The 21,574-nt window shown below is 56.2% G+C and carries 18 protein-coding genes; 3 read left to right on the plus strand and 15 right to left on the minus strand.

The features are described 5' to 3' along the window. Window positions 1-17: 17 nt before the first annotated feature. The 9 genes from VPK24_RS02320 to VPK24_RS02360 all read right to left on the minus strand — a co-directional run bounded on the left by VPK24_RS02320 (window position 18) and on the right by VPK24_RS02360 (window position 7,379). Entirely contained in the window at window positions 18-968 is a 951-nt protein-coding gene (locus VPK24_RS02320) for a F0F1 ATP synthase subunit gamma (protein ID WP_393010356.1), read from the minus strand. Between the two features lie 90 nt (window positions 969-1,058). Continuing rightward, window positions 1,059-2,576, minus strand: a complete 1,518-nt coding sequence (gene atpA, locus VPK24_RS02325; RefSeq protein WP_393010358.1) for a F0F1 ATP synthase subunit alpha — start codon at window positions 2,574-2,576, stop codon at window positions 1,059-1,061. An 88-nt stretch (window positions 2,577-2,664) separates the two neighbouring features. Further along, window positions 2,665-3,219, minus strand: a complete 555-nt coding sequence (gene atpH, locus VPK24_RS02330) for an ATP synthase F1 subunit delta (RefSeq protein WP_393010360.1) — start codon at window positions 3,217-3,219, stop codon at window positions 2,665-2,667. A 2-nt stretch (window positions 3,220-3,221) separates the two neighbouring features. Continuing rightward, on the minus strand, window positions 3,222-3,764 hold the full coding sequence (locus tag VPK24_RS02335) for a F0F1 ATP synthase subunit B (RefSeq protein ID WP_393010362.1): 543 nt from the start codon (window positions 3,762-3,764) through the stop codon (window positions 3,222-3,224). 7 nt (window positions 3,765-3,771) lie between these two features. Next, window positions 3,772-4,251 (minus strand): F0F1 ATP synthase subunit B', encoded by a 480-nt coding sequence (locus VPK24_RS02340; RefSeq protein ID WP_393010364.1) that lies wholly within the window; start codon window positions 4,249-4,251, stop codon window positions 3,772-3,774. Window positions 4,252-4,378: 127 nt separating this feature from the next. Beyond that, a complete protein-coding gene (gene atpE / locus VPK24_RS02345; RefSeq protein WP_099532136.1) occupies window positions 4,379-4,627 on the minus strand; it encodes an ATP synthase F0 subunit C in 249 nt (82 codons plus the stop codon). 108 nt (window positions 4,628-4,735) lie between these two features. Next, window positions 4,736-5,503 (minus strand): F0F1 ATP synthase subunit A, encoded by a 768-nt coding sequence (atpB, locus tag VPK24_RS02350; RefSeq protein ID WP_393010366.1) that lies wholly within the window; start codon window positions 5,501-5,503, stop codon window positions 4,736-4,738. A 32-nt stretch (window positions 5,504-5,535) separates the two neighbouring features. Beyond that, entirely contained in the window at window positions 5,536-5,973 is a 438-nt protein-coding gene (locus VPK24_RS02355; protein ID WP_393010368.1) for an ATP synthase subunit I, read from the minus strand. 161 nt (window positions 5,974-6,134) lie between these two features. Continuing rightward, window positions 6,135-7,379: a class I SAM-dependent methyltransferase gene (locus VPK24_RS02360; protein ID WP_393010370.1), complete on the minus strand. Its 1,245-nt coding sequence runs from the start codon at window positions 7,377-7,379 to the stop codon at window positions 6,135-6,137. Window positions 7,380-7,768: 389 nt separating this feature from the next. Between VPK24_RS02360 and VPK24_RS02365 the strand changes: the two genes are divergently transcribed. Together VPK24_RS02365 and VPK24_RS02370 are read left to right on the plus strand one after the other, a co-directional pair. Then, window positions 7,769-10,486, plus strand: a complete 2,718-nt coding sequence (locus VPK24_RS02365; RefSeq protein WP_099532133.1) for a phycobilisome rod-core linker polypeptide — start codon at window positions 7,769-7,771, stop codon at window positions 10,484-10,486. A 400-nt stretch (window positions 10,487-10,886) separates the two neighbouring features. Beyond that, window positions 10,887-12,968, plus strand: coding sequence for a calcium-binding protein (locus VPK24_RS02370; protein ID WP_393010373.1), 2,082 nt, complete (start codon window positions 10,887-10,889; stop codon window positions 12,966-12,968). Window positions 12,969-13,007: 39 nt separating this feature from the next. Here VPK24_RS02370 and VPK24_RS02375 read toward each other — a convergent pair whose 3' ends face one another. The 6 genes from VPK24_RS02375 to VPK24_RS02400 all read right to left on the minus strand — a co-directional run bounded on the left by VPK24_RS02375 (window position 13,008) and on the right by VPK24_RS02400 (window position 19,410). Further along, the gene (locus VPK24_RS02375) at window positions 13,008-14,564 is read right to left on the minus strand and encodes a glycosyltransferase 61 family protein (protein ID WP_393010375.1); all 1,557 of its coding nucleotides are present in this window, start codon (window positions 14,562-14,564) and stop codon (window positions 13,008-13,010) included. Between the two features lie 30 nt (window positions 14,565-14,594). Continuing rightward, entirely contained in the window at window positions 14,595-16,823 is a 2,229-nt protein-coding gene (gene ppk1, locus VPK24_RS02380) for a polyphosphate kinase 1 (protein WP_393010377.1), read from the minus strand. Then, window positions 16,823-17,056 carry a hypothetical protein gene (locus VPK24_RS02385; protein ID WP_099535054.1) on the minus strand — a complete coding sequence of 78 codons (234 nt, stop codon included), beginning with the start codon at window positions 17,054-17,056 and terminating at the stop codon, window positions 16,823-16,825. The genes ppk1 and VPK24_RS02385 overlap by 1 nt, the downstream gene beginning before the upstream one ends. A gap of 222 nt (window positions 17,057-17,278) precedes the next feature. Beyond that, a complete protein-coding gene (locus tag VPK24_RS02390; RefSeq protein WP_393010379.1) occupies window positions 17,279-17,770 on the minus strand; it encodes an EVE domain-containing protein in 492 nt (163 codons plus the stop codon). Window positions 17,771-17,854: 84 nt separating this feature from the next. After that, entirely contained in the window at window positions 17,855-18,928 is a 1,074-nt protein-coding gene (locus VPK24_RS02395) for a mannose-1-phosphate guanylyltransferase (protein ID WP_393010381.1), read from the minus strand. Window positions 18,929-19,158: 230 nt separating this feature from the next. Beyond that, window positions 19,159-19,410 carry a hypothetical protein gene (locus VPK24_RS02400; protein ID WP_393010383.1) on the minus strand — a complete coding sequence of 84 codons (252 nt, stop codon included), beginning with the start codon at window positions 19,408-19,410 and terminating at the stop codon, window positions 19,159-19,161. A gap of 595 nt (window positions 19,411-20,005) precedes the next feature. On the opposite strand from VPK24_RS02400, the gene VPK24_RS02405 reads away from it, so the two are divergent. Continuing rightward, complete coding sequence (locus VPK24_RS02405) at window positions 20,006-21,568, plus strand: serine/threonine-protein kinase (protein ID WP_393010385.1); 1,563 nt, start codon at window positions 20,006-20,008, stop codon at window positions 21,566-21,568. Window positions 21,569-21,574 lie beyond the last annotated feature (6 nt).

The following is a 21,574-nucleotide window of genomic DNA, read 5'->3' on the forward strand; positions in this document are numbered from 1 at the left end:
AAGTCCCTAGCAAATCCCTAAGAGCGCAGCGCCTCAGCACCACCGCACACTTCCAGGATTTCTTGGGTGATGGCGGCCTGCCGTGCCTTGTTGTAGGTCAGGGTCAAAGTGCCAATCAGGGTCTTGGCGTTGTCGGTGGCGTTGCTCATGGCAGTCATCCGAGCAGCCAGTTCGCTGGCGGCAGACTCTTGCAGGGCCCGCAGGAGTTGGTTATTCAGGTACAACGGCAAGAGCGCGTTCAGGATCTGTACCGGATCCTGCTCAAAGATGGTATCGCGCGGCAAGGGCGCGGTGGGCAAATCGACCCGCTCACGCTCCACTTGGAATTGGCCGCCACGAGTTGTCAGCCGGAAGATCTCATCATCCGAAGCTTCCAAACCTTGCGGATCCAGCGGCAACAGGGTTTGGACTACGGGACGGGAGCTAATCAGCGATACAAATTTGGTGTAGACCAGCTCAACACGATCGACCGTTTCTGAGAGAAACAGCGACAGCAGCTCGTCTGCAATTTGCGATGCTTCCGACGCGCTAGGGATTTGCTCTAGCCCGTCATAGGCAGCCGCAATATCATAGCCCCGACGGCTGAAGTATTGGTTGGCCTTACGACCCACCACGATCATTTTGACGTTGACTCCTTCAGCAAGCAGCTCTTTGCTGCGTTGATCGGCCCGACGGATCACATTGCCGTTGTAGCCACCACACAGGCCTCGATCGCCCGAAACCACCAGAATACCTACAGTTTTAATGCTTCGTTGCCGCAGGAGTGGCAGATCTACGTCTTCAAATTTGAGGCGCGATTGCAGGCCGTAGAGCACTTGGGCCAGGCGATCGGCAAAGGGGCGAGTGTTGTTTACCTGTTCTTGGGCTCGGCGCACCTTCGCGGCGGCAACCAAGCGCATGGCTTCAGTAATTTTTTTAGTGTTTTTAACGGACTGAATTCGGTCGCGAATTGCCTTGAGGTTTGCCATAGCTGTGGAGTCCTTATGAGTCGCCTGAGTCGCTAAGGGGCGCGATCGCCCGGGGCAGAGGCCCCTAGGCGATCGCTTGATTCGCGATGATTACTGAGCAACCAAGAAGGTTTGCTTGTACTCAGTCAACGCTTCCTTCAGCAGGGTTTCCGCCTCTTCCGTCAGTTGCTTGGTGCCGCGCACAGCTTCACCATAGCCAGCCTTGTTATTCTTCAGGTAGTCCCGCAGACCCGCCACAAACTTAGTGATCAGGTTGACCGGAATTTCATCCAAATGGCCGTTAATTCCGGCGTAAATGACCGCCACTTGCTCTTCCACACCCAGAGGCGCGTATTGGGGCTGCTTCAGCAGTTCCCGCAGACGCTGACCACGGGCCAACTGATCTTGGGTTGCCTTATCCAGATCGGAAGCGAACTGTGCAAAAGCAGCCAAGTCGTCGTACTGAGCCAGTTCCAGCTTCACTTTACCGGCCACCTTCTTCATGGCCTTGGTTTGGGCAGCCGAACCCACGCGGGATACGGAGATACCAGCGTTCACAGCCGGGCGCAGACCCGAGTTGAACAGGTCAGCAGACAAGAAGATCTGACCGTCAGTAATCGAAATCACGTTGGTCGGAATGTAGGCCGACACGTCACCAGCCTGGGTTTCGATGATCGGCAGGGCCGTCATGCTGCCACCACCCAGTTCATCGCTCAGTTTAGCGGCGCGCTCCAGCAAACGGCTGTGGAGATAGAACACGTCGCCGGGGTAAGCTTCCCGACCGGGCGGACGACGCAGCAGCAGGGACATTTGACGATAAGCCTGGGCCTGCTTGGACAAGTCATCGTAAACCACCAGGGTAGCCTTGCCCTTGTACATGAAGTACTCAGCAATGGCAGCGCCGGTGTAGGGAGCCAAGTATTGCAGGGTAGCGGGGGCGTTGGCGTTGGCGGCCACGACGATGGTGTAGTCCAGCGCGCCAGACTCCTTCAGCACATCGATCACCTGGGCCACAGAGGAGGCCTTTTGCCCGATCGCCACGTAGATGCAAATAACATCTTCAGACTTTTGGTTGATGATCGTGTCGATCGCGATCGAGGTCTTACCCGTTTGGCGGTCACCGATGATCAACTCCCGTTGGCCACGCCCGATCGGAATCATCGAGTCAATTGCCGTAATCCCCGTCTGCATCGGTTCGCAAACGGATTTTCGGGCAATAATCCCAGGGGCCATCGATTCGATCAAGCGCGTTTCCGTCGTGGCAATATCACCCTTACCATCGATCGGACGAGCCAGGGCGTCCACAACCCGGCCCACAACCGCGTCACCCACCGGAATCGCCGCGATCTTACCGGTGGCACGAACAGTACTGCCTTCTTGAATGTTGAGGCCGTCACCCATCAACACGGCACCCACATCGTTCTCTTCGAGGTTCAGTGCGATACCCACAGTACCGTCCTCGAACTCCAGCAGCTCACCAGCCATGGCATTTTGCAGGCCATAGATACGAGCGATCCCGTCACCCACTTGCAGCACGGTGCCCACGTCGGCCACCTTGACATCCTTGTCGTACTGCTCAATCTGCTGCTGAATAATGCTGCTGATTTCGTCCGGTCTGATTGCAATCACGGTCTGCGACTCCTAGTTTTCAACGTTGTTTCCAGCGTTTGGGGTGCCTATCTTGGTTGCGGCCCTCGGGATTTGCTCACAAACAGAGCTAGATTGCGCCCAAAGTCAGCGCCATGCGTCGCAATTGACCACGCAGGCTGGCATCGACCACTTGCGAGCCGACTTTGATAATCACGCCGCCGATCAAGTCGGTATCGACCTTGGTCACCAGTTCCACGCTGGCGGCCCCGGTGAGCTGTTTCACCCGCTCAATGGCGCTTTGGCGTTGCTCTTCCGTCAGTTCCACCGCAGAAGTCACTTCCGCCAAGGCCGTATTCGTAAACTGGCGCAGCAGGTCTTGATATTTCTGGGCGATCGTATCCAGCAGCGCAATCCGCTTCCGATCGACCAAGAGTTTCAAAAAGTTCGCCATCAACGGGTGCAGAGTTTCACCCGCCAGGCGATCGAGTACAGACTTCTTATCGTCCGCCTTGACAAACGGATTGGCCAAGAGAGCGCCCAACTCTTCCGAGGTTGCTAGCAAACCTCGCAGGTAGGTCACATCCTCGCCAAAACGATCCACCAAGCTTTCCTTTTGAGCCAAGGTCATCAAAGCTTGTGCGTAAGGCTCGGCGATGCTGGCGATCATTGAACTGCTTTGCATCGTTAGTTTCCTCCCCCTTGAATCAGGGCCAAGCTCCGATCAACCAAATCTCGCTGTTGATCCGAATTCAAACGCGAGCGCAGTTGGTCGTTGACCTGCTCCAAAGCGGCGGTCACAGCCCGCTGACGCAATTGAGCAATCACACGCTCTTGCTCAGCCACCAAGTCACTGGAAGCGGCCTCGCGCATCCGTTGCACATCCTGAGTGGACTTCGCCAAAATGGCCTCCTTCGTCCGCTCAGCCGCAACCTTTGCTTCAGCAGTGATTCGCTCTGCTTCCGCTTGGGCTTGAGCCAGCTTACGCTGTTGCTCTTCCAAGGCTTTCACAGCGTCCGCTTGCGCCTTTTCTGCTTCGGTAATTGCCTCCTCGATCGCCGCTCTTCGGGTTCCCAGCAGGTTGCCCAAAAAGCCACGACCAAAGTAGACCAGAACCCCCAACACGATCGCCAGGTTGATCACATTGGTTTCCAGGATGTCGGTATTGATCCCGAACGATCCATGGGCCAACAGATGAGGGGCGATCGAACCCAAAAACATGTTCGTCATCACAACCTCATCCCAACTCAAAACCCAACAACTTCTGCACAATTTGACGGCTCAGCACCGCCACTTGACCGTCCAGCGCAGCCAAAGCCGTCTGCCGTTGACTGTCAATTTCCTGTTGAGCCGCTTCCCGCTCCGATTGGGCCTGTCGTTGTGCATCTGCCACCGTCTGAGCCGCCAGTTTTTGCGCCTCCGCTTGGGCATCCGCTACGATGGACTGAGACTTACGGCGGGCCTCCGCCAAAGCCTGTTCATATTCCGCCGTCAACGACTTCACCTTCTCCAGGCGCTCTTGTGCGTCCAGGTGCTTGCCGCGGATGTAGTCGGCCCGCTGGTCAATGGCTTGTCCCAGAGGCTTGTACAGAACCGCATTCAAAATCAAAGCCAAAATTAGAAACTGCGCTGCCATCAGGGGCAGGGTGGCATCAAGGTCAAACAGACCCCCTTCTGCCTCCGCTGCCAACAGCGTTGGTACGAGTGCGTATAGCATTTCGCTTACTCCCAGCAGATGGTTGACAGCCCCTTTTCGCGAGTTGGGGCAGCAAAAGGCTTTCGCATCAAGCAAGCACCTTTCGCTGCCTCAGGTAGAACTCGTTCGCAAAAGCCGAAAACCAAATTTACGAAGCGAAGGGGTTAGCGAACAGCAGCACCAGTGCCACCACCAGACCGTAAATCGTCAGAGCTTCCATGAACGCCAAGCTCAACAGCAAGGTGCCACGGATTTTGCCTTCTGCTTCCGGTTGACGAGCGATCCCTTCCACAGCTTGACCAGCCGCATTACCTTGACCGATACCGGGGCCAATTGCACCCAAACCCACAGCCAGAGCAGCAGCCAGAACCGAAGCAGCAGCAATTGTAGGATTCATTGTCGTAGTCCGTCCTTGAATTGTTGTTGAGAGTCTTGTAATTAGAAGGGAAACAATCCCCAATTGATGCTTTCACGACTCCGTTTCATAACCCCAAAATTAGGGTCATTAGTCGTGATGCTCGCCGTGGTGATCTTCCATTGCTTCACCAATGTAGGATGCCGCCAGAGTCGCAAAAATCAGGGCTTGAATTGCACTCGTGAACAGCCCCAAAACCATCAGCGGAATGGGCACGAACAAGGGAACCAGGAAGACCAGTACAGCCACCACAAGTTCATCCGCTAGGATATTACCAAACAAACGGAAGCTTAACGACAGCGGCTTGGTAAAGTCTTCAATGATTTTGAAGGGAACCATGATCGGGGTCGGCTGCGCGTAATCGGCGAAGTAACCCAACCCTTTTCGGCTCAATCCTGCATAGAAATAGGCGACCGATGTGGTCAGTGCCAGGGCAACCGTTGTGTTGATGTCGTTGGTAGGAGCAGCTAATTCACCAGACGGTAACTCAACGAGTTTCCAAGGAATGAGTGCACCACCCCAATTCGACACAAAAATGAATAGGAACAGGGTGCCAACAAAGGGAACCCATGCTCGATATTCTTTTTCGCCCACTTGGGTTTTGGTAAGGTCGCGGATAAACTCCAGGGCATATTCCATGAAGTTTTGCAATCCCGACGGTACTCGTTGAATGTTACGAGTTGCCAAGATGCAGGTAACGATCAATAGCCCTAGGACAACCCAAGAAGCAAGAAAAACTTGCCCATGTACCTTGAAGCTGCCAATGTGCCAATAGAAGTGTTGACCAACTTCCAGTTCTGCTAGCGGAGAGAACGGAATGTTTGAAAAAAGATCGAACATAGCAACGCTGTTTTGCATAGGCATTTGACGAGATTGTTCTCGCAATTAGCCTAAGGGTTGGGCTTTGCGATCGCGCGCAACGTGTGGAAAATTAGAGCAGCCTTATAGGTCAGAAAACCAAGGATGATCGGCAAAAGTTCAAGTTGCTGAACTCGAGCGCCAATGAGGAAAATGGCTACAAAAAGTGCTAGCCGGGTCTTACTCAGTTGCTGTTTGCCATTACCCAAGGTGGCGACATCTTTAGCCAGCATTCGCAGGTATACAATGCCCACCAGCGCTCCTAGCAAATAGCTTAGGGCGGTGTTGAGACTGTAGGCGGCCCAAACAGACAGAAAAATCACCAGGGATACAACCAAGGAGCCGATTAATAGCTCCCGTTGGAGTTTGTAGTATTCCTCCATGGCTGCGCCGTTTTCGGAAGTGCCCTCGATCGCTTCGGGAGAAACTTCCGGCATGGCGGTGACTGGTTCGACCGTTGGAGAGTCCATCGGTTGCAAACTCCTGGCTGTTGAATGCTGGCCCGGCGGCCCTAAGCCAGGTGCGATTGTACCACGCAGGTGCTGCGCGTTTTTCACGGGAAGTGGGCGAGGTTGCTGGGGGGCTGTTTTGATTGCGCCCGGATTTGACGGGTGGTTGACTAGGGGTTGAATTAGTTTTGGGGAGTCAGCAACAACAGGCGTTGATCGAGTAGCGATCGCACGTTTTCGAGGGTGAAGCCCGGTTGCTGGCTCAGGAGTTGGGCGATCGATTGAGGTTGGTCAGCGGTTTCGTTGGCGGCCACAGCACTGAGGAACTGGAACGTGGCATCGTCCAAACTGACAATCCGATAGTCCTGATTAAATAGACAACGGCTGGGCCAGCCATCCAGACAAGGGTTCAGGCTCGGCAGGGCTGCGGCCAGGGCGCTGGAGTCTTCCCAGGTGAGGCGATTGACCGGTGGGCAGCCTAACCAAAACTCGTAGTGGGTGGCTCCTTCGGGATCCAGCAATTCCACCAGGCGATAGCGCTGTCGATCGCTCAAGCCCTCGGCTCGCGCCATCAGATCTGGATTGCTGCCCAAGAGGCGATCGAGTTGCCAGTAATCAGGGTTGGAAAAGCCTAGGAACTCCAGACCCGAGGCCTCAATCAATTCAAAGAGGGTGTCGATGTTGTAGTCCACTTCCTGGGGATGAACATACATATCTGCAAAGCACTCATCCCGCTGGTTTTCCATCGACCAACGCTCCTGTTCTCGCCGCACCAGTCGGTTCGTTTCAGGCAAGGCAGCAAACAAAGACCGCCCAAGCTGAACCCCGTCGCGATAGGGATTAGGGTTTGCCGGGCCCATGGGACTTTCGCGGAGCAGACGGATCGCTCGCTGCATCAACTGGATTTCCCAGCGACCCAATTCCCCGTAAACAAAAATGTGCATGAGACCACCGGGAGCCAACTTGGCGGCCAAGGATTGAATACCTCGCACCGGATCGGGTAGGTGGTGCAACACACCAACGCAGTTGATCCAGTCGAACTTGCCAGAAATTTCCTGGGCATCGTAAAGGCTAAGGTGGCGGAATTCCACGCGATCGCCTCCGCGAACCCGATCGCCCGTCCGCCGACACCGTTCCCGAGCCACACCCAACGCCTCTGAACTCAGGTCGATCGCCGTAATCTTGGCTTCCGGGTTCAGGTGCATTAAATATTCAGTGCCCACACCCGTACCGCAACCCGCATCCAAAATTCGAATATCAGCGCGTTCCGCCTTTCTGCCCGTGCAAAATTGATGTGCCGCTTGCCAATTCCAGCGCCAGTTATAGCCCGGTGGGGGTTCATCCAACAGGGGTTCTGGCGGAAACGGATAGGTATCGTAGAGCTTTTGAACGGCGGCCAGGGTTTGGGCGGTGCGCTGTGCTTCCATCGGAATTGAATAGGGGGTTGATTGGGTTGATTGTTGAGTGGGTTGATTACTTATATAGGAATCGCTGAAAAAAGGCTGAAACGAAGACTTGCAAGGGTGATCACCGCGATCGAGTCTATCGCACCCCCTGCCCTTCCAATGCCTGCGATCGCCCGCCTGAGAAGCATACACACTTCTTAACAAAGGCCGTCCCACGCACAGAATCGTTTTAGTCTAATGGGTGGATTCACAACCATATTGAGTTGAGATCGTCCCTTCCATGTTCGCCGACAGCCGTTGAGGGTTGCCAGCGTCGAGCCAACCTGAGGCTAAGGGCTAAAGGTTCTGTCCAATGTCACAGAACCCGGTACGGTCGTTCACCTGACTTAGAAAAGGACCATTAGAATCTCATGAGCGTTAAAGCAAGTGGTGGAAGCTCGGTTGCCCGTCCGCAGCTCTACAGCACTGTTCCCGTATCTAAAATTTCCCAAGCAGAACAACAAGATCGCTACCTAGCCCCAGCGGAACTCAGCGAACTTAAAACTTTCTTTAGCTCCGGTGCTCAACGACTGGCCATTGCTCAAGTCCTGACGGTTAACGCCGAAATCATCGTCTCGCGAGCAGCCAACAAGATCTTTACCGGTGGTTCGCCCCTGGCTTTCTTGGAAAAGCCGCCAACGGATGAACCGGTGATGGCCACCACCACCAACCCCGTAGCCAAGACGGTGCAAGAGGGCATGACCTTCGGCACCGTTACCTACGTGGAAGCCAAGAGCAGTGGCGGTGGCCTGTTCAGTGGTCTGCGCGACTTTTTCTTGACCCCCTCCGCGCCCATTCCCGCTGGCTTCCGGCCCATTAGCGTTGCCCGCTACGGCCCCCGGAACATGCAAAAGTCCTTGCGGGACATGAGCTGGTTTCTGCGCTATGTGACCTACGCGATCGTGGCCGGTGACCCGACGATCATCGCCGTGAACACCCGTGGTCTGCGCGAAATCATCGAAAACGCCTGTTCTACGGCCGCCACGATCGTGGCGATCGAGGGCATGAAGCAAGCGGCCCTCACCTACTTCCGCGATGATGCCAACGCCACAGAAATCGTCAAGCAATACTTTGACGTATTGCTAACGGAGTTCAAGGCCCCCACACCTTCCAACAAGGTGCGTCAGCGTCCTTCGGCGGATCAACAGGGTCTGGCCCTGCCGCAAATCTACGCCAACGCCGCTGAAAAGCGCGTGAAGTACGCGATGAAGCCCGGCCTGTCGGCCACTGAAAAGAACGATGCGGTGAAAGCGGCCTATCGCCAAGTGTTTGAGCGCGACATCACCCGCGCTTACTCCTTGGGGATTTCTGACCTGGAATCCAAGGTCAAAAACGGCGAAATTTCCATGAAGGAATTCATCCGCCGCTTGGCCAAGTCGCCCCTGTACCGCAAGCAGTTCTTTGAGCCGTTCATCAACAGCCGTGCCCTGGAATTGGCCTTCCGTCACATTCTGGGTCGTGGTCCTTCGTCCCGCGAAGAAGTGCAAAAGTACTTCTCGATCGTCTCGAGTGGCGGCTTGGCGGCCCTGGTCGATGCCCTGGTCGATTCGCAAGAATACGCGGATTACTTTGGCGAAGAAACCGTGCCTTACCTGCGTGGTCTGGGTCAAGAAGCCCAAGAGTGCCGCAACTGGGGCCCGCAGATCGACCTGTTCAACTACAGCGCCCCCTTCCGCAAGGTTCCCCAATTCATCACCACCTTCGGGGACTATGTGCAACCCCTGCGCGATCAGCATCCCTACGGGGTTGGTAATGATCCGCTGGAAATTCAGTTTGGGGCAATCTTCCCGAAAGAAACCCGCAATCCCAAGAACCGGCCTGCGCCCTTTGGCAAGGATACCCGCCGGATTCTGATCAAGCGTGGTGCCGGGATTGAGAACCAACTGAGCAACCCGGGTGCAGTGGGCAAGGCTCCTGGCTCGATGGGGCCCAAGGTGTTCAAGCTGGATCAGTTGCCCGGAATTGGCAAGTCGGTGAAGACCGCCAGCATTCGCTTCTCGGAAAGCACCACCCAAGCCGTCATCCGCGCTGCCTACCTGCAAGTGTTTGGCCGCGATGTGTATGAAGGCCAGCGCCTGACGGTGGCGGAAATCAAGCTGGAAAACGGCAACATCACGGTCAAGGAATTCATTCGTCAGTTGGCCAAGTCGGATTTGTTCCGCAAGACCTACTGGAGTTCGTTGTACGTGATGAAGGCGGTGGAATATATTCACCGTCGCCTGTTGGGTCGCCCCACCTACGGTCGCAACGAAACCAACAAGTACTTCGACATTTGCGCCAAACAAGGGTTCTATGCCTTGATTGATGCAATTCTCGATACGGCGGAATATGCGGAAGCCTTTGGGGAAGATACGGTTCCCTACGAGCGCTATCTGACGGCGGGCGGCCAAGCCCTGCGCACGACTCGTCCGGGTAACTTGGGCTTCAAGGGCGTGCTGACCAAGCCGGAACCGGAAGCACCGCGCTTTGTGGAGCTGGGACAACCGCTCTCGATCCGCACGGAAGGGGATGCGAGCAACCGCGCTGGCCAAGGGGTGAGCCGTCGTCGCGAGCAAACCAAGACCTTCAAGCTGACGACCACGACCGATAAGGTGGCCCTGAAAACGGCGATCGCGGCGGCCTATCGTCAGGTCTTTGAGCGCGACTTGGATCCTTACATCGTGCGGGCTGAGTTCACGGCGCTGGAAAGCAAGCTGGGCAATGGCGAAATCACGATGAAGGAATTCATCGAGTCATTGGGCGGCTCTCGCTTGTACACCAAGGAATTCTATGCCCCCTATCCGAACACGAAGGTGATCGAACTGGGTCTGAAGCATTTCTTGGGCCGGGCACCGCTGAACCAGGTGGAAATCCGCAAGTACAACCAAATTCTGGCAACGGAAGGTCTGAAGGGTTTTGTGTCGGCCATGCTGAACACGCCGGAATATGCGGAGTGCTTCGGTGAGGATACGGTTCCCTATCGCCGGTTCCCGACGCTGCCAGCGGCCAACTTCCCGAACACCAACCGGTTGTATGACCAACTGACCAAACAGAACAGTGATGTGGTGGTGCCGAGCTTTGTGCCGGCAACGCCCCTGAGCCGTGCCTAAAGTGCGGATTCTGTGGGTCTTTTCTGACAGGTGATTCTGTTGAATTTGAGGTTGTGAATGCTCCTACATTCGATCGCTCGCTAAGGCTGGGCGATCGGGTGTAGGCTTCTCAATTTCAAGCCTGGTTGAGTGGCTGACTCTTAAATCAGCCCAATTAAACATACCTTTTAAGCCAGTTTTTCAAAACTGTTGAAAACAAGGGGCCTCCGCTCCTTGTTTTTGCGTTTTTGGCGCTGTTGATGGTCGCTACGGTAATGGCTACTCATAGGACTGATGATCGTGGCTCGCCTAGAGTCCGTTCTTTGTGATACCAATTACCATCCTATTCAAGATAAAATTACTACCGACTTCATAACTTAAACAACCCGTCATTAAAAAGATTTGAAGCCAGGGTGCATCAATGGCTATTTCATTTAGCGGTTCCTATAGTCAGAACTTCGACGCTCTCGATTTGAGTGGTTCTAACAGTGATCTAGCTTGGACTAATAACACTACGCTGCCCGGCTGGTATTTGTTTCGCCAGCCCACTCCTGGCCAGGCCTTAACAATTTATCGATCGAGCCAAGGCGACACCACTACAGGCAATTTCTATAGCTTTGGCATCATTGGAGAGAGCGATCGAGCCTTAGGCGGCATCGGCTCAGGCGGTACATATTTCGGGAGTCCTGCCAGCGGAAACATTGCCGGATGGATCGCGTTTGCGGCCAAAAACACCACTGGCACGACAATTAATCACCTCACAATTTCCTTTACGGGTGAACAGTGGCGAAATGGGGGAAACGCCACTGCGCAAACCATGGTGTTGGAATATGGCTTTGGTAGCAGTTTCACAACCGTTCCAACCTGGACAGCGCCAGGAAGCGCGTTCAATTGGACTTCGCCCGTTGCCACTGAAGCGGCTGGCATGGTTGACGGGAATGTTGCGGGGCGGGTTGCGGGCGTTGGAGGCGCACTGTCCGGCTTGAGCTGGGCCCACAATGACACCCTCTGGCTTCGTTGGGTGGAGCGAAATGATACGGGGGATGATCATGGTTTGGCGATCGATGACTTCTCCCTCACCGGCACACCCAACCCCACCGTCAATCTCTCGGTCAGCCATAACAAAGGAACCGAAACCGATCGAACCGTCATCACCGTTACGGCCACCGCTTCCAAGGCCGTTGTCAGTGACCAAGCCGTTGAACTCCAAGTCAGCGGGGCAAACATCACCCCGGAAGACTATCAGCTCAGCCAACCCCAAATCAGCATCACCAGCGGCAACACAACCGGCTCCGTCACCTTCACGGTGATGGATGACGCGATGGTGGAAGGAACCGAAACCGCCACCATTACCCTGAAAGCAACGACCAGTGGCTTGACCCTCGGCAGCAGCCTGGTACAAACGATCGAGATCGAAGATAACGACGGGGCCACCAGTTCCCCCAGTCCCTTGAGTCCGGTCGGTGGTTTGGCTCCGGCTCCTGTTGCTCCAGTTTTTGTGGCTCCGGCCCCGATCGCCCCCAGCCCAGAACTTCCCCCCAGCAGCCCGATCGCCCCACCGCCGCCCCTGCCGCCTCGACTGATCGTGACTCTCGATCGGGGCGGGCCAATCATCCTTGACGACACCACCGCCCCCATACAGCTCACCCAACCCTCAGCAACCACAGACAGCGCAGCCCGGCCCCAACAGGTCATCAGCATCACCAACATTGGCTCAGAACCCCTGAAGCTCTTGGATTTTCAACTCCCCAAGGGCTTTTCCATTTTGGAACCCCTGCCGCCCGTTGTTCTGCCCAGCACCACCCTCCCAGTAACTTTGGCACTCACGGAGCAACCGGGAACCTATGACGGGCGCGTTGTGCTGCGCACCAACGGCGAACCGGCAATCTATGATTTCCCGGTTGCTGGACAGGTTCCCCCCAGCCTCAGTTCTTTCCCGATCGGGGACAGCGGTTATGGGTGTCAACCGCCCTTGCTGATGCCCGATCGCACCCAAACCGGTTCCGATCGCGCAGATATCCTGTGGGGTAATGCCGAAAGCAACCAACTCTTGGGGCTAGGTGACTCTGACTGGCTATGGGGTGGCGCAGAAACCGATTGGCTGGCGGGCGGTGACGGAAACGACACGCTCTTTGGCAACCAACAGGCGGATACCCTCTGCGGCGGAACCGGTAACGATCTGCTCTTTGGCGGTCGGGGGGCTGACTGGCTGTTTGGCAGCGATGGCGATGATCTGCTCAGTGGCGATCGGGGCGAAGACACCCTAATTGGCGGCGCGGGGAGCGATCGCTTTGTGATTGGTGAAGGCACTGAGACGATTCTCGATTTTGAAGTCGGCATCGATCGCCTCGTTTTACCCTTGGGTGTGGGTTTCGACTCTTTGAATCTGACGGTGAGCAATGGCTTCTTGAACCTCAGTAATGGCACAACGCTGCTGGCCAAGATCGCCAACCTCGCGCCCAACCAACTGACCGCAGGGGATTTCACTCCGGCTTTGGTCTAAGTTTGCTCAGTGATTGGGTGTTCAGTGGTTGGCTGATTTCTATAGACTTGCCCGATCGAGGATGGTGGCCAGGGCCTGAGGATCGATTTCCAAGTCATCTCGATAGGCTTGGGCCTGGGCCATCCAATCCCCGATCGGCAAAGGTGGCAATGTTTCGCGCCCCAACAGGGCCCAATAGTTCAAATGGCTACAGTTGGCCACTAACCAAAAGAAATTCGCCACATAGCGCGGTGGAAATAGCTCAATCACCGTTGTGCCCGGTTCGGCGTAGGCCAAATTGGTCAAACCTGCGCCATGGGGAGCCACAATGACACGGGCCCGCTGGAACAGGGCGGCTTGGTGACCCAGACTGAGACCATCAAGATCCACCGCCTGAAACCCCCGCTGGGTCAACAGGGGCAAAATTTCCGCTTCGTTTAAAAACCGGCGATGCTGCACATTGTTGCGCCTTGTGATGTAGAGCCGATCGGGACAGTGGGCCGGGTCGATCGCCATTGCCAGCGGTAAAAATTCCCGTCGCAAAAAGTCGCGGGTCTGGGGAGTGAAGGCGTTATCGGAAATGGGAGTGCAGCGGCCCAAGGGCGGTAAGGCCAAGAGCCGATCGGCTTGAAGGTGGGGATGACGATCGCTCGAAACGACGCGATCGGGGTTGATGCCCAAGCGCTCCAGGGTGGCGAATTGAAAGGGATAGTCGAGGCGATCGAACACCCACCAATCGATCGCCGATCGCTCAAACCCTGCCTCCGCCAACCAAGCCAACCGGGGCAAACAGTCCACCATCCAATGCCAATAGTTAGGCCGAAACCGCACAGACAAAAAGGCTGCTGTGCCCGACAGTTTCCGAACGGGCGGTGGCTGGCTCACCGCCTGCAAAGGCGCAATCCCCGAGGACAGTTCCTGAACGACTTGATGGTCGGCCGTGGTGATGCAGATCCCCAACTGGGAAATTTGGGCCCGCCCTTGGGGAATGGCCACCACTCCGGGGCGAGGCCAGGGCGGCAGTTGGGGGGCGGTGTCTGGAGTCAAGTGCGGATGCACAGGCCCCAACATACGGGCAGCTTTGAGGGGTGGGTAGGGGGCGATCGGCTCCAGCCAGCGGGTTTGCTCTGCGGGTAAATTGGCGGCGGAACACAAATGCAAGGGATAGTCCAACCGCGCAAATTCCTGGACGATCGCGGGGGGCAGTTGCCAGCGCTCACAGTCGGCCGCTTCCCGATCGCGCCCCAATTCCCGCAGCAGCCGCGCCACCCGAAAACAGCAGGTGGCCCCGTTGCCATTCGCTTGGAGCGATCGCAAATAAGCTCGAATCGCCATCGGGCGATCGCCCAGCCCTTCCGCCACCTGGGCCCCTTGCAGCCACAGCCGCCAGTTAGCAGGAGCCAACTCCGCCGCCCGCCACAGGGCCATGGCCGCCGCCGGCCACCGTTGCAGTTGGGCCAGCACTTGGGCGAACTGCACGTATAAATCCGAGTCCTGGGGCCGATCGCAAATGGCCGATCGAAGCCGTTGCCGAATCAGTTCAGGGGCGATCGGCTGCTGGTTTTCGGCTACAGGATTTCTGGCCGCCGAGTTTTGGGCATCAGGCAACTCTGCCACCACTAGCAATCAATCCACCACTAGCAACCACTAATCGTCATCCTTCATCACCGCTTCTTGTTCTGCCAACTGCATCAACACCACCTGAGACGCTTGGGGATCCGATTTGCCCAGGGGTTGACGTTGGGTATAGATTCCATCCGCTTGCAGTTCCCAGGCGTTGCGTGTGTCAGCCAGCATCACACCCAAAATGGCTTGCAATTCTTGCACCAAGTCGGGATCCTCGATCGGGGTGACGGCCTCTACCCGCCGCGTCAAATTGCGGGGCATCCAATCGGCACTGCCAATATACAGCTCATCTTGGCCGCCATTGTGGAAATAGAAAATGCGGGAATGTTCCAAAAAGCGGCCCACAATGCTGACCACGCGGATGTGGTCGCTCAGGCCCGGCAAACCCGGCCGCAAACAACAAATTCCCCGCACAATCAAATCCACCTGCACCCCCGCTTGGGAGGCCTCATACAGCGCCCGAATCACCACCGGATCAACCAGGGCATTCATTTTGGCCACAACGCGCCCCTGTTGACCTTGGCGGGCCCAGTCGCGCTCCCGTTGAATCAAGGCCACCATCCGATCGCGCATATTCACCGGGGCCACCAACAGCTTGCGATAGGAGCGTTGGCGAGAATAGCCCGTCAGGTAATTGAACAAATCGGTCAAGTCAGCCCCCAGCTCCGGCCGGCAACTGAGCAGCCCCACATCGGTGTAGAGCTTGGCGGTTTTGGGGTTGTAGTTTCCGGTTCCAATGTGGACATAGCGACGCAATCCCTCCGGCTCCTTGCGCACCACCAGCACAATTTTGGTGTGGGTTTTCAGACCCACCAAACCATAAACCACATGCACCCCGGCGCTTTCCAGCTTGCGGGCCCAGTTGATGTTGTTTTCCTCATCAAACCGTGCCTTGAGTTCCACCAACACCACCACCTGTTTGCCGTTTTCCGCCGCATCAATCAGGGCATGGACGATCGGGGAGTCGCCAGAGGTGCGGTACAGGGTCATCTTGATCGTCAGCACATTCGGATCGCGGGCTGCTTCCGTAATGAACCGCTGCACCGTGGCGGAAAAGGAGTGATAAGGATGATGCAACAGCAAGTCTTGACGGCGAATTTCTGTGAAAAAGTCGCTGACTTCCTCTTCCTCTGGGGATTGCACATTTTCCGAAGGTTCCGGCAGGCGTTGCACCCGCTTAGGAATCACTGGGTTCCAGGAGGGGTCTTTCAAGTGAGGCAGGGGCAAACCCAAAAAGGACATGAAGTCCCGCAGCCCCAGCAGGCCGGTGACAGGATAGACGCTCTCGGCGGTGATTTCCAACTCTTCGAGTAGTCGATCACTAATTTCCGTGGGCATGGTGTCCAGCACCTCTAGCCGCACCACGGAACCGCCCAAGCGCCGTTTTCGCAATTCCTGTTCGATCGCCAGCAGCAGGTCATCGGCCTCATCTTCCGCCACGGCGATGTCCGCGTTGCGGGTGACCCGAAAGGGCTGATATTCCAGGATATTCATGCCCGGAAACAGGCTTTCTAAATTGTGAGCAATCACCTGCTCGATCGCCACGCAAACCCAAACCGGCTTACCGGGATTGGGCCCCACCCAATCGGCACTAAGGGTGGCCGGATCCAGACTATCGGCCGCCAGGGGCAGAAAGCGGGGCAGGCTTTCGGGAACCTTCACCCGCCCAAAGTGATCTTCCTGGGTTTCCGGATCCTGCACCACCACCGCCAGATTCAGGCTGAGGTTGGAGATGTGAGGAAAGGGATGACCCGGATCAACCGCCAAGGGCGTGAGTACCGGGAAAATTTCCGCCTCAAAGAGCTGATGGAGATAGGCCCGCTGCTCTTGGTTCAGGTCAACGTAATCCAGCAGGTAAATGCCCTGTTCGGCCAACAGGGGACGCAACACCTTGGCGTAGTGTTGATGTTGGTCGGCCACGATCGGGCGCAGGTGTTCAGCAATTTCAACCAGTTGCTGTTGGGGCGATCGCCCGTCGGGAGGCCGCTTGGCCACACCCGCCTCCACCTGCTTTTTGAGGGCAGCCACGCGCACCATGAAAAATTCATCCAGGTTGGAGCTGAAGATCGCAGAGAACTTCAACCGCTCCAACAGGGGGTTGCGATCGTCCATAGACTCGTGCAGCACCCGCCGGTTGAACTGAATCCAACTCAGTTCCCGGTTGAAGTAGTACTGCGGATCGTGCAGGTCGATCGATTGCGATTCCGGTTGATCGGGATTTTCCGTGGTAGCTCGTTGCGCCCTAGTCATTACTCGTTGCCGCCTGGCCCATGAGGTCGAAACATTTCCTGTTCGCGACCGACCCACCATTCCCCTAAATTCATCAAGTCTTGGTGAATGTCCGCTAGGGCTTGGGAATATTCCGCTGGCGAAAGGCGATCGCGCTGTTCTTCCAATTTGGCAAGGCGAAGCTGTACCAGCAACCAGGGTTTATGGGAACTGTCGGTACCTTCGATGTAGCGGGCAATGGCTTGGCTAATCATGGGGGTTGGGGGCGGACGCGCTCTCGACCGTAGCAAAAATGGCAGTTGCCTCAGCTTAACCTATCTTTAAAATTTGGTTAAAGCGCAATTTCCCAAAGCCGGAGCAAGGCACTCCAGCCCCCGGTCTGCTGGAGTTCGATGGAGTTCGATGGAGTTTGATGGAGTTTGATGGAGTTGAGAGACCCAATTTTCAATTTGGCCCCCTTTTGGCTCTCTTTAGGTTTAAGGCGAGGTTTGAGGCGAGCTGGCCAAGGTTAGCAATCGCTCAGCCACGGGGCGATCGACCGGCGTAACGGAAAGGCGGTTTCCCCGTCGCAAAATCAGCAACTCATCGGCCGTGAATTGCGATCGCAACAATTCCAAGGGTAAGAACCGATCAAAGGTTTGCAGATGGGCCACTTCCACCGTGAACCAACGGGGGCGATCGGGACTGGCCTTGGGGTCAAAATACGGGCTGTTGGGGTCAAACTGGGTTGGATCCACCACCTTGGCCACGGCCACCTGCGCCAGACCCGCAATTCCCGGCGGCTCCGTGTTGGAGTGATAAAAAAACGCCCAATCTCCCGGCTGCATCGCTTGCAGAAAGTTACGCGCTTGATAGTTCCGCACGCCATCCCAAATGGTCTGTCGATCGCGCTCTAGGTGGGCGATCGAGTAAGTTGTGGGTTCAGATTTAATCAGCCAGCAAGCGGCCGGCACAGGGGGCAAAGCCATAGGAAAACGAGCACAAGCAAAGCTCTATGATTTAACGGGGGAATCAGGGTTTCAGGCGATTGGACGACAAGCCCTAGACAGGCCCTAGAGCCGATCGAGCCATTCGGGGTGATCCTGCACCGCCTTCACCGCCGCCTTAATATCTTGGGTGCGATCCTTCGCCACAATCAGGGTCACATTCCCATCGCGCACCACCACCACATCCTCTAGGCCAATGGTGACCACCAACTCTTCGGGATCGCTGCTGTAGACGATCGCCCCGGTTGTCTCCAAAGCCAAATGTTGAGCCAAATCCACATTGGCCCGATCGCCCTTTAACAGCCGCTCGATCGCATTCCAATCACCCAGGTCATCCCAAGCAAAGGCCGCCGGAACAATGCAGGCGCGATCGGTCTTTTCCATCAGCGCATAGTCCACGCTCAGCTTGGGAACCTTGCCATAGGCCGCCACCCCTTCGGCCCGCAGCGGTTCAATAATTTTCGGGGCGTGCCGTTCTAATTCCGCAATCACCGTCTTGGCCTGAAACACAAACATGCCGCTATTCCAGCTATAACGACCGCTGGCGAGAAACTGTTCGGCCCGGGCGCGATCGGGCTTTTCCGTGAACCGACTGACGCGATAGCCCGGCAGGCCCGCAAAGTCCCCCAAGGCCTCGCCCTGTTCGATGTAACCATAGCCCGTGGCCGGCTGGGTTGGCGTAATACCCAAGGTGACGATCGCCCCCTCCTTGCGGGCCAAGGTCGCCGCCGCCGCCAGGGTTTGGGCAAACGCTTCCCCGTCGCCAATCCAGTGATCCGCCGGGAAAAAGCCCAACACCGCCTCATCGCCATATTGCTTGGCCGCTTCCAGGGTTGCCCAAGCCAGGGCCGGGGCTGTGTCGCGCCCTTCCGGTTCGATCGCAAAATTTGCTGCCGGTAATTCCGGCAACTGTTCGCGGGCCGTGGCTTCCAGGTGTTGACCCGTCACAACCCAAACATGCTCCGCCGCCCCCGCCAACGGAATCAGGCGATCAATCGTGGCTTGCAACAAACTGCGGCCGCTGCCATCCAAACAGAGAAACTGCTTGGGAAACTGACGGCGACTGAGGGGCCAAAACCGCTCACCCTTGCCACCGGCCAAGACGATCGGGATTAACTGGGGAGTTGAGGAAGCAACCATTTGTTCAAAGACCATCAAACTTGACTGGAAAACCAATGCGGAGACGACGGGCCCCCAACCGGACACAAACCTAGGTGCAGACTCGCGACGAAAGCTCTAGATGCAGACTCTAGGGGCAAACTCTAGATGCAGACCTAAACACAAACTTAGCGATGGATTCGACCAATTCTCGGGATTGATAGGAATTTCACAAGTTCCGCAAATTGCGCCAATTCAACAAATTCCGCACATTAACAAATTCCGCACATTCCGCACACTTCACGGATACCTGCAATTTGGATTTCCCCAATTCTGGCTTGGCCCAAGGCGATCGGCACGGTTTCTAAGGTTTCTAAGGTTTCTAAGGTTTCTACGGTTCCTACGGTTGCTATGGTTGCGGCCGCTACGCTATTGACTCGTCCTCCACTCGCATCTTGACTACAAAACCGAGCCGCCAAGGTTCCCAACTCTGCGCAAGGGCGAGATCGGCCCCTTTGCTCCATCAGTTGGGAGTAGGCGACAATGATTGGGGAACCGGGCCAAAGCTTCCCCGCCCTGCCAGCTCTCCTCAACCAACCCCGCCGCTCCACTTTTTCCCTACTCCTGGCGGCCGATCGCCCTTAAGGTCTTCCCGCAGCCAATCGCATTGTTCATCAACTTTTTGCTTTAATTTTGGTTGGTTTGCTTGCCCTAGCCTTCTAGACAGGTCTTCGGGAACAGCTCCTGACGGCTCTCACCAGGTCAGATATGGCTATTGGATCAGTTAGATCTGTTGCATTCGTTCCATCAAGCATCTGCTCACTCGGGCATCTGCTCGCTCGGGTATTCGATCGAATTCCTTTGGCAAGGATCATGACGAGGAAATAGACCAGTTAGTCTGGGTGCAACCGAATCCGCAGAATTTCAACGCTTGATCTCACGGTCTGGCCCCGCCGACTGAGTACCCAAGACTGCATACCCAGGATTGACGATCGCCACCTGGGCATCGCCACTTGGGCATCGGGGATACTGATAGGATTCACCAGATTCGTTGCATTCTTGGTTTGATTTGACGATTTCTAATTTTTGCGATCAGCCCAGCAGAAGAGCGCAGACGCTATGAGCGACCCGAATCTTGGCCGAGTGCTAGCCGACCGATATCGACTCGATGAGTTGATCGGGCGCGGTGCTATGGGTCGCGTTTACCGAGCCAAGCACATCCTGCTGGATGCGCCCGTGGCCGTGAAGTTTTTGTCTCAAACCTTGCTGAACCAGAAAATGCGCGATCGCTTCAAACGGGAAGCCCGCTCCTGTTTTCTGTTAGGGCAAAAAAGCAAGCACATTGTCCAGGTGTTGGACTACGGGGTCAGCGAGGATGAGGTTCCGTTCTATGTGATGGAATATCTCGAGGGCCGAGACCTGGGGGCGATCGTCAAGCGGGAAACCATGCCCCTGCCGCGCTTTCTCAATTTGGCCCATCAAATTTGCCTGGGACTTCAGGCGGCTCACCAGGGCATTTTGCTCGAGGATCGCCTTTGCCCGATCGTCCACCGAGACATCAAGCCCAGCAACCTGCTGGTGGTGCAAGATCCGGACATGGGTGAGTCGGTCAAGATTTTGGATTTTGGGATCGCCAAACTCATGCAAGGGGATGCGGCCCAAACCAGCCACTTCATGGGAACCCTGGCCTACTCTTCACCGGAGCAGATGGAAGGCAAGGAGTTGGACGGCCGGGCTGATATCTATAGCCTGGGCGTGGTGATGTTTGAAATGCTCTCGGGGAAGATGCCCCTGCGGGCGGAAACCCATTCCTTTGGCAGTTGGTATAAGGTACACCGGGACAGCCCGCCCATGACCTTTGCGGAGGCGCGGCCGGGGCTGAAAGTGCCCAAGCCGCTGGAGTCACTGATTCTGCAATGCTTGGCGAAAAAGCCGGACGATCGCCCCGCGTCCGTTAGCGATATTTTGCAAGCTTTGGAGCCGATGGAACACCGCTACAGTCCCGGCCGGCTGATTAGTCGTCGCATTGAAAGCACGCTCCAGCGGGCGACCTTGCCCGGAGCTTCCCTCGGCAGTGAGGGCGGATCTGAATCGCGGGGTCGATCGAGTAATGCGGATCCTGATGTGCTCTGTCGGTTGCAGTCTTGGCCCAAGGGCAAGCCAGTGGCGGAAATTGTGTTTCCTCACCTGTTGCCCACCAGTGGCGACCCGCTGGCAACGGTTTGGATTATGTTGCCGCGCCAAATGATTCGCGCCATCCAATCCAGCGAAGAGGGCAGCAGTTGCTACAGCCGGTTTATGGGCATGATGTCTCCCCATCCGATGGTGCTGTGGCTGACGGTGCTCTATGTGTCGATCGGGGACGGCACAAGGCGGGCTAAGTGGCTACCGTCCTATTTGGATTTGAAACAGCCCCGCAATTTGGAATTGGCTCGGCAGTTGGCCAAGCAAAGTTGCTATCGATTGCTGTTTTTTGCCCTTGAGGATCCCCACAGTTGCCAGTATGTGGCCAAAATTCACTTAACGGCGGCCAATTGCCAAATGCTGCGTCAGTGGGCTGACCAAAGCTCACAGATGCCCGCAGCGGATCCACAGGTGGGCAAGGCCTATCTGCGGAAGGAGTTGGATCGCGCCAAGCCCCAAATTTTGCAGCAAATTGAGCAGCGATTGCGTCGGCCTTGAGGGCCA

The organism is Limnothrix redekei LRLZ20PSL1, assembly GCF_043235035.1.
Classification (GTDB): domain Bacteria; phylum Cyanobacteriota; class Cyanobacteriia; order CACIAM-69d; family CACIAM-69d; genus CACIAM-69d.

Bases quoted from the DNA above. Each gene is read 5' to 3' on its own strand.
- atpB (WP_393010366.1), bottom strand. From the start codon at position 5,503: ATGCAAAACAGCGTTGCTATGTTCGATCTTTTTTCAAACATTCCGTTC.
- VPK24_RS02340 (WP_393010364.1), bottom strand. From the start codon at position 4,251: ATGCTATACGCACTCGTACCAACGCTGTTGGCAGCGGAGGCAGAAGGG.
- VPK24_RS02400 (WP_393010383.1), bottom strand. From the start codon at position 19,410: ATGGAGCAAAGGGGCCGATCTCGCCCTTGCGCAGAGTTGGGAACCTTG.
- atpH (WP_393010360.1), bottom strand. From the start codon at position 3,219: ATGCAAAGCAGTTCAATGATCGCCAGCATCGCCGAGCCTTACGCACAA.
- VPK24_RS02390 (WP_393010379.1), bottom strand. From the start codon at position 17,770: ATGGCTTTGCCCCCTGTGCCGGCCGCTTGCTGGCTGATTAAATCTGAA.
- VPK24_RS02335 (WP_393010362.1), bottom strand. From the start codon at position 3,764: ATGACGAACATGTTTTTGGGTTCGATCGCCCCTCATCTGTTGGCCCAT.
- VPK24_RS02395 (WP_393010381.1), bottom strand. From the start codon at position 18,928: ATGGTTGCTTCCTCAACTCCCCAGTTAATCCCGATCGTCTTGGCCGGT.
- ppk1 (WP_393010377.1), bottom strand. From the start codon at position 16,823: ATGACTAGGGCGCAACGAGCTACCACGGAAAATCCCGATCAACCGGAA.
- VPK24_RS02385 (WP_099535054.1), bottom strand. From the start codon at position 17,056: ATGATTAGCCAAGCCATTGCCCGCTACATCGAAGGTACCGACAGTTCC.
- atpE (WP_099532136.1), bottom strand. From the start codon at position 4,627: ATGAATCCTACAATTGCTGCTGCTTCGGTTCTGGCTGCTGCTCTGGCT.
- VPK24_RS02405 (WP_393010385.1), top strand. From the start codon at position 20,006: ATGAGCGACCCGAATCTTGGCCGAGTGCTAGCCGACCGATATCGACTC.
- VPK24_RS02370 (WP_393010373.1), top strand. From the start codon at position 10,887: ATGGCTATTTCATTTAGCGGTTCCTATAGTCAGAACTTCGACGCTCTC.
- VPK24_RS02320 (WP_393010356.1), bottom strand. From the start codon at position 968: ATGGCAAACCTCAAGGCAATTCGCGACCGAATTCAGTCCGTTAAAAAC.
- VPK24_RS02365 (WP_099532133.1), top strand. From the start codon at position 7,769: ATGAGCGTTAAAGCAAGTGGTGGAAGCTCGGTTGCCCGTCCGCAGCTC.
- VPK24_RS02360 (WP_393010370.1), bottom strand. From the start codon at position 7,379: ATGGAAGCACAGCGCACCGCCCAAACCCTGGCCGCCGTTCAAAAGCTC.
- VPK24_RS02355 (WP_393010368.1), bottom strand. From the start codon at position 5,973: ATGGACTCTCCAACGGTCGAACCAGTCACCGCCATGCCGGAAGTTTCT.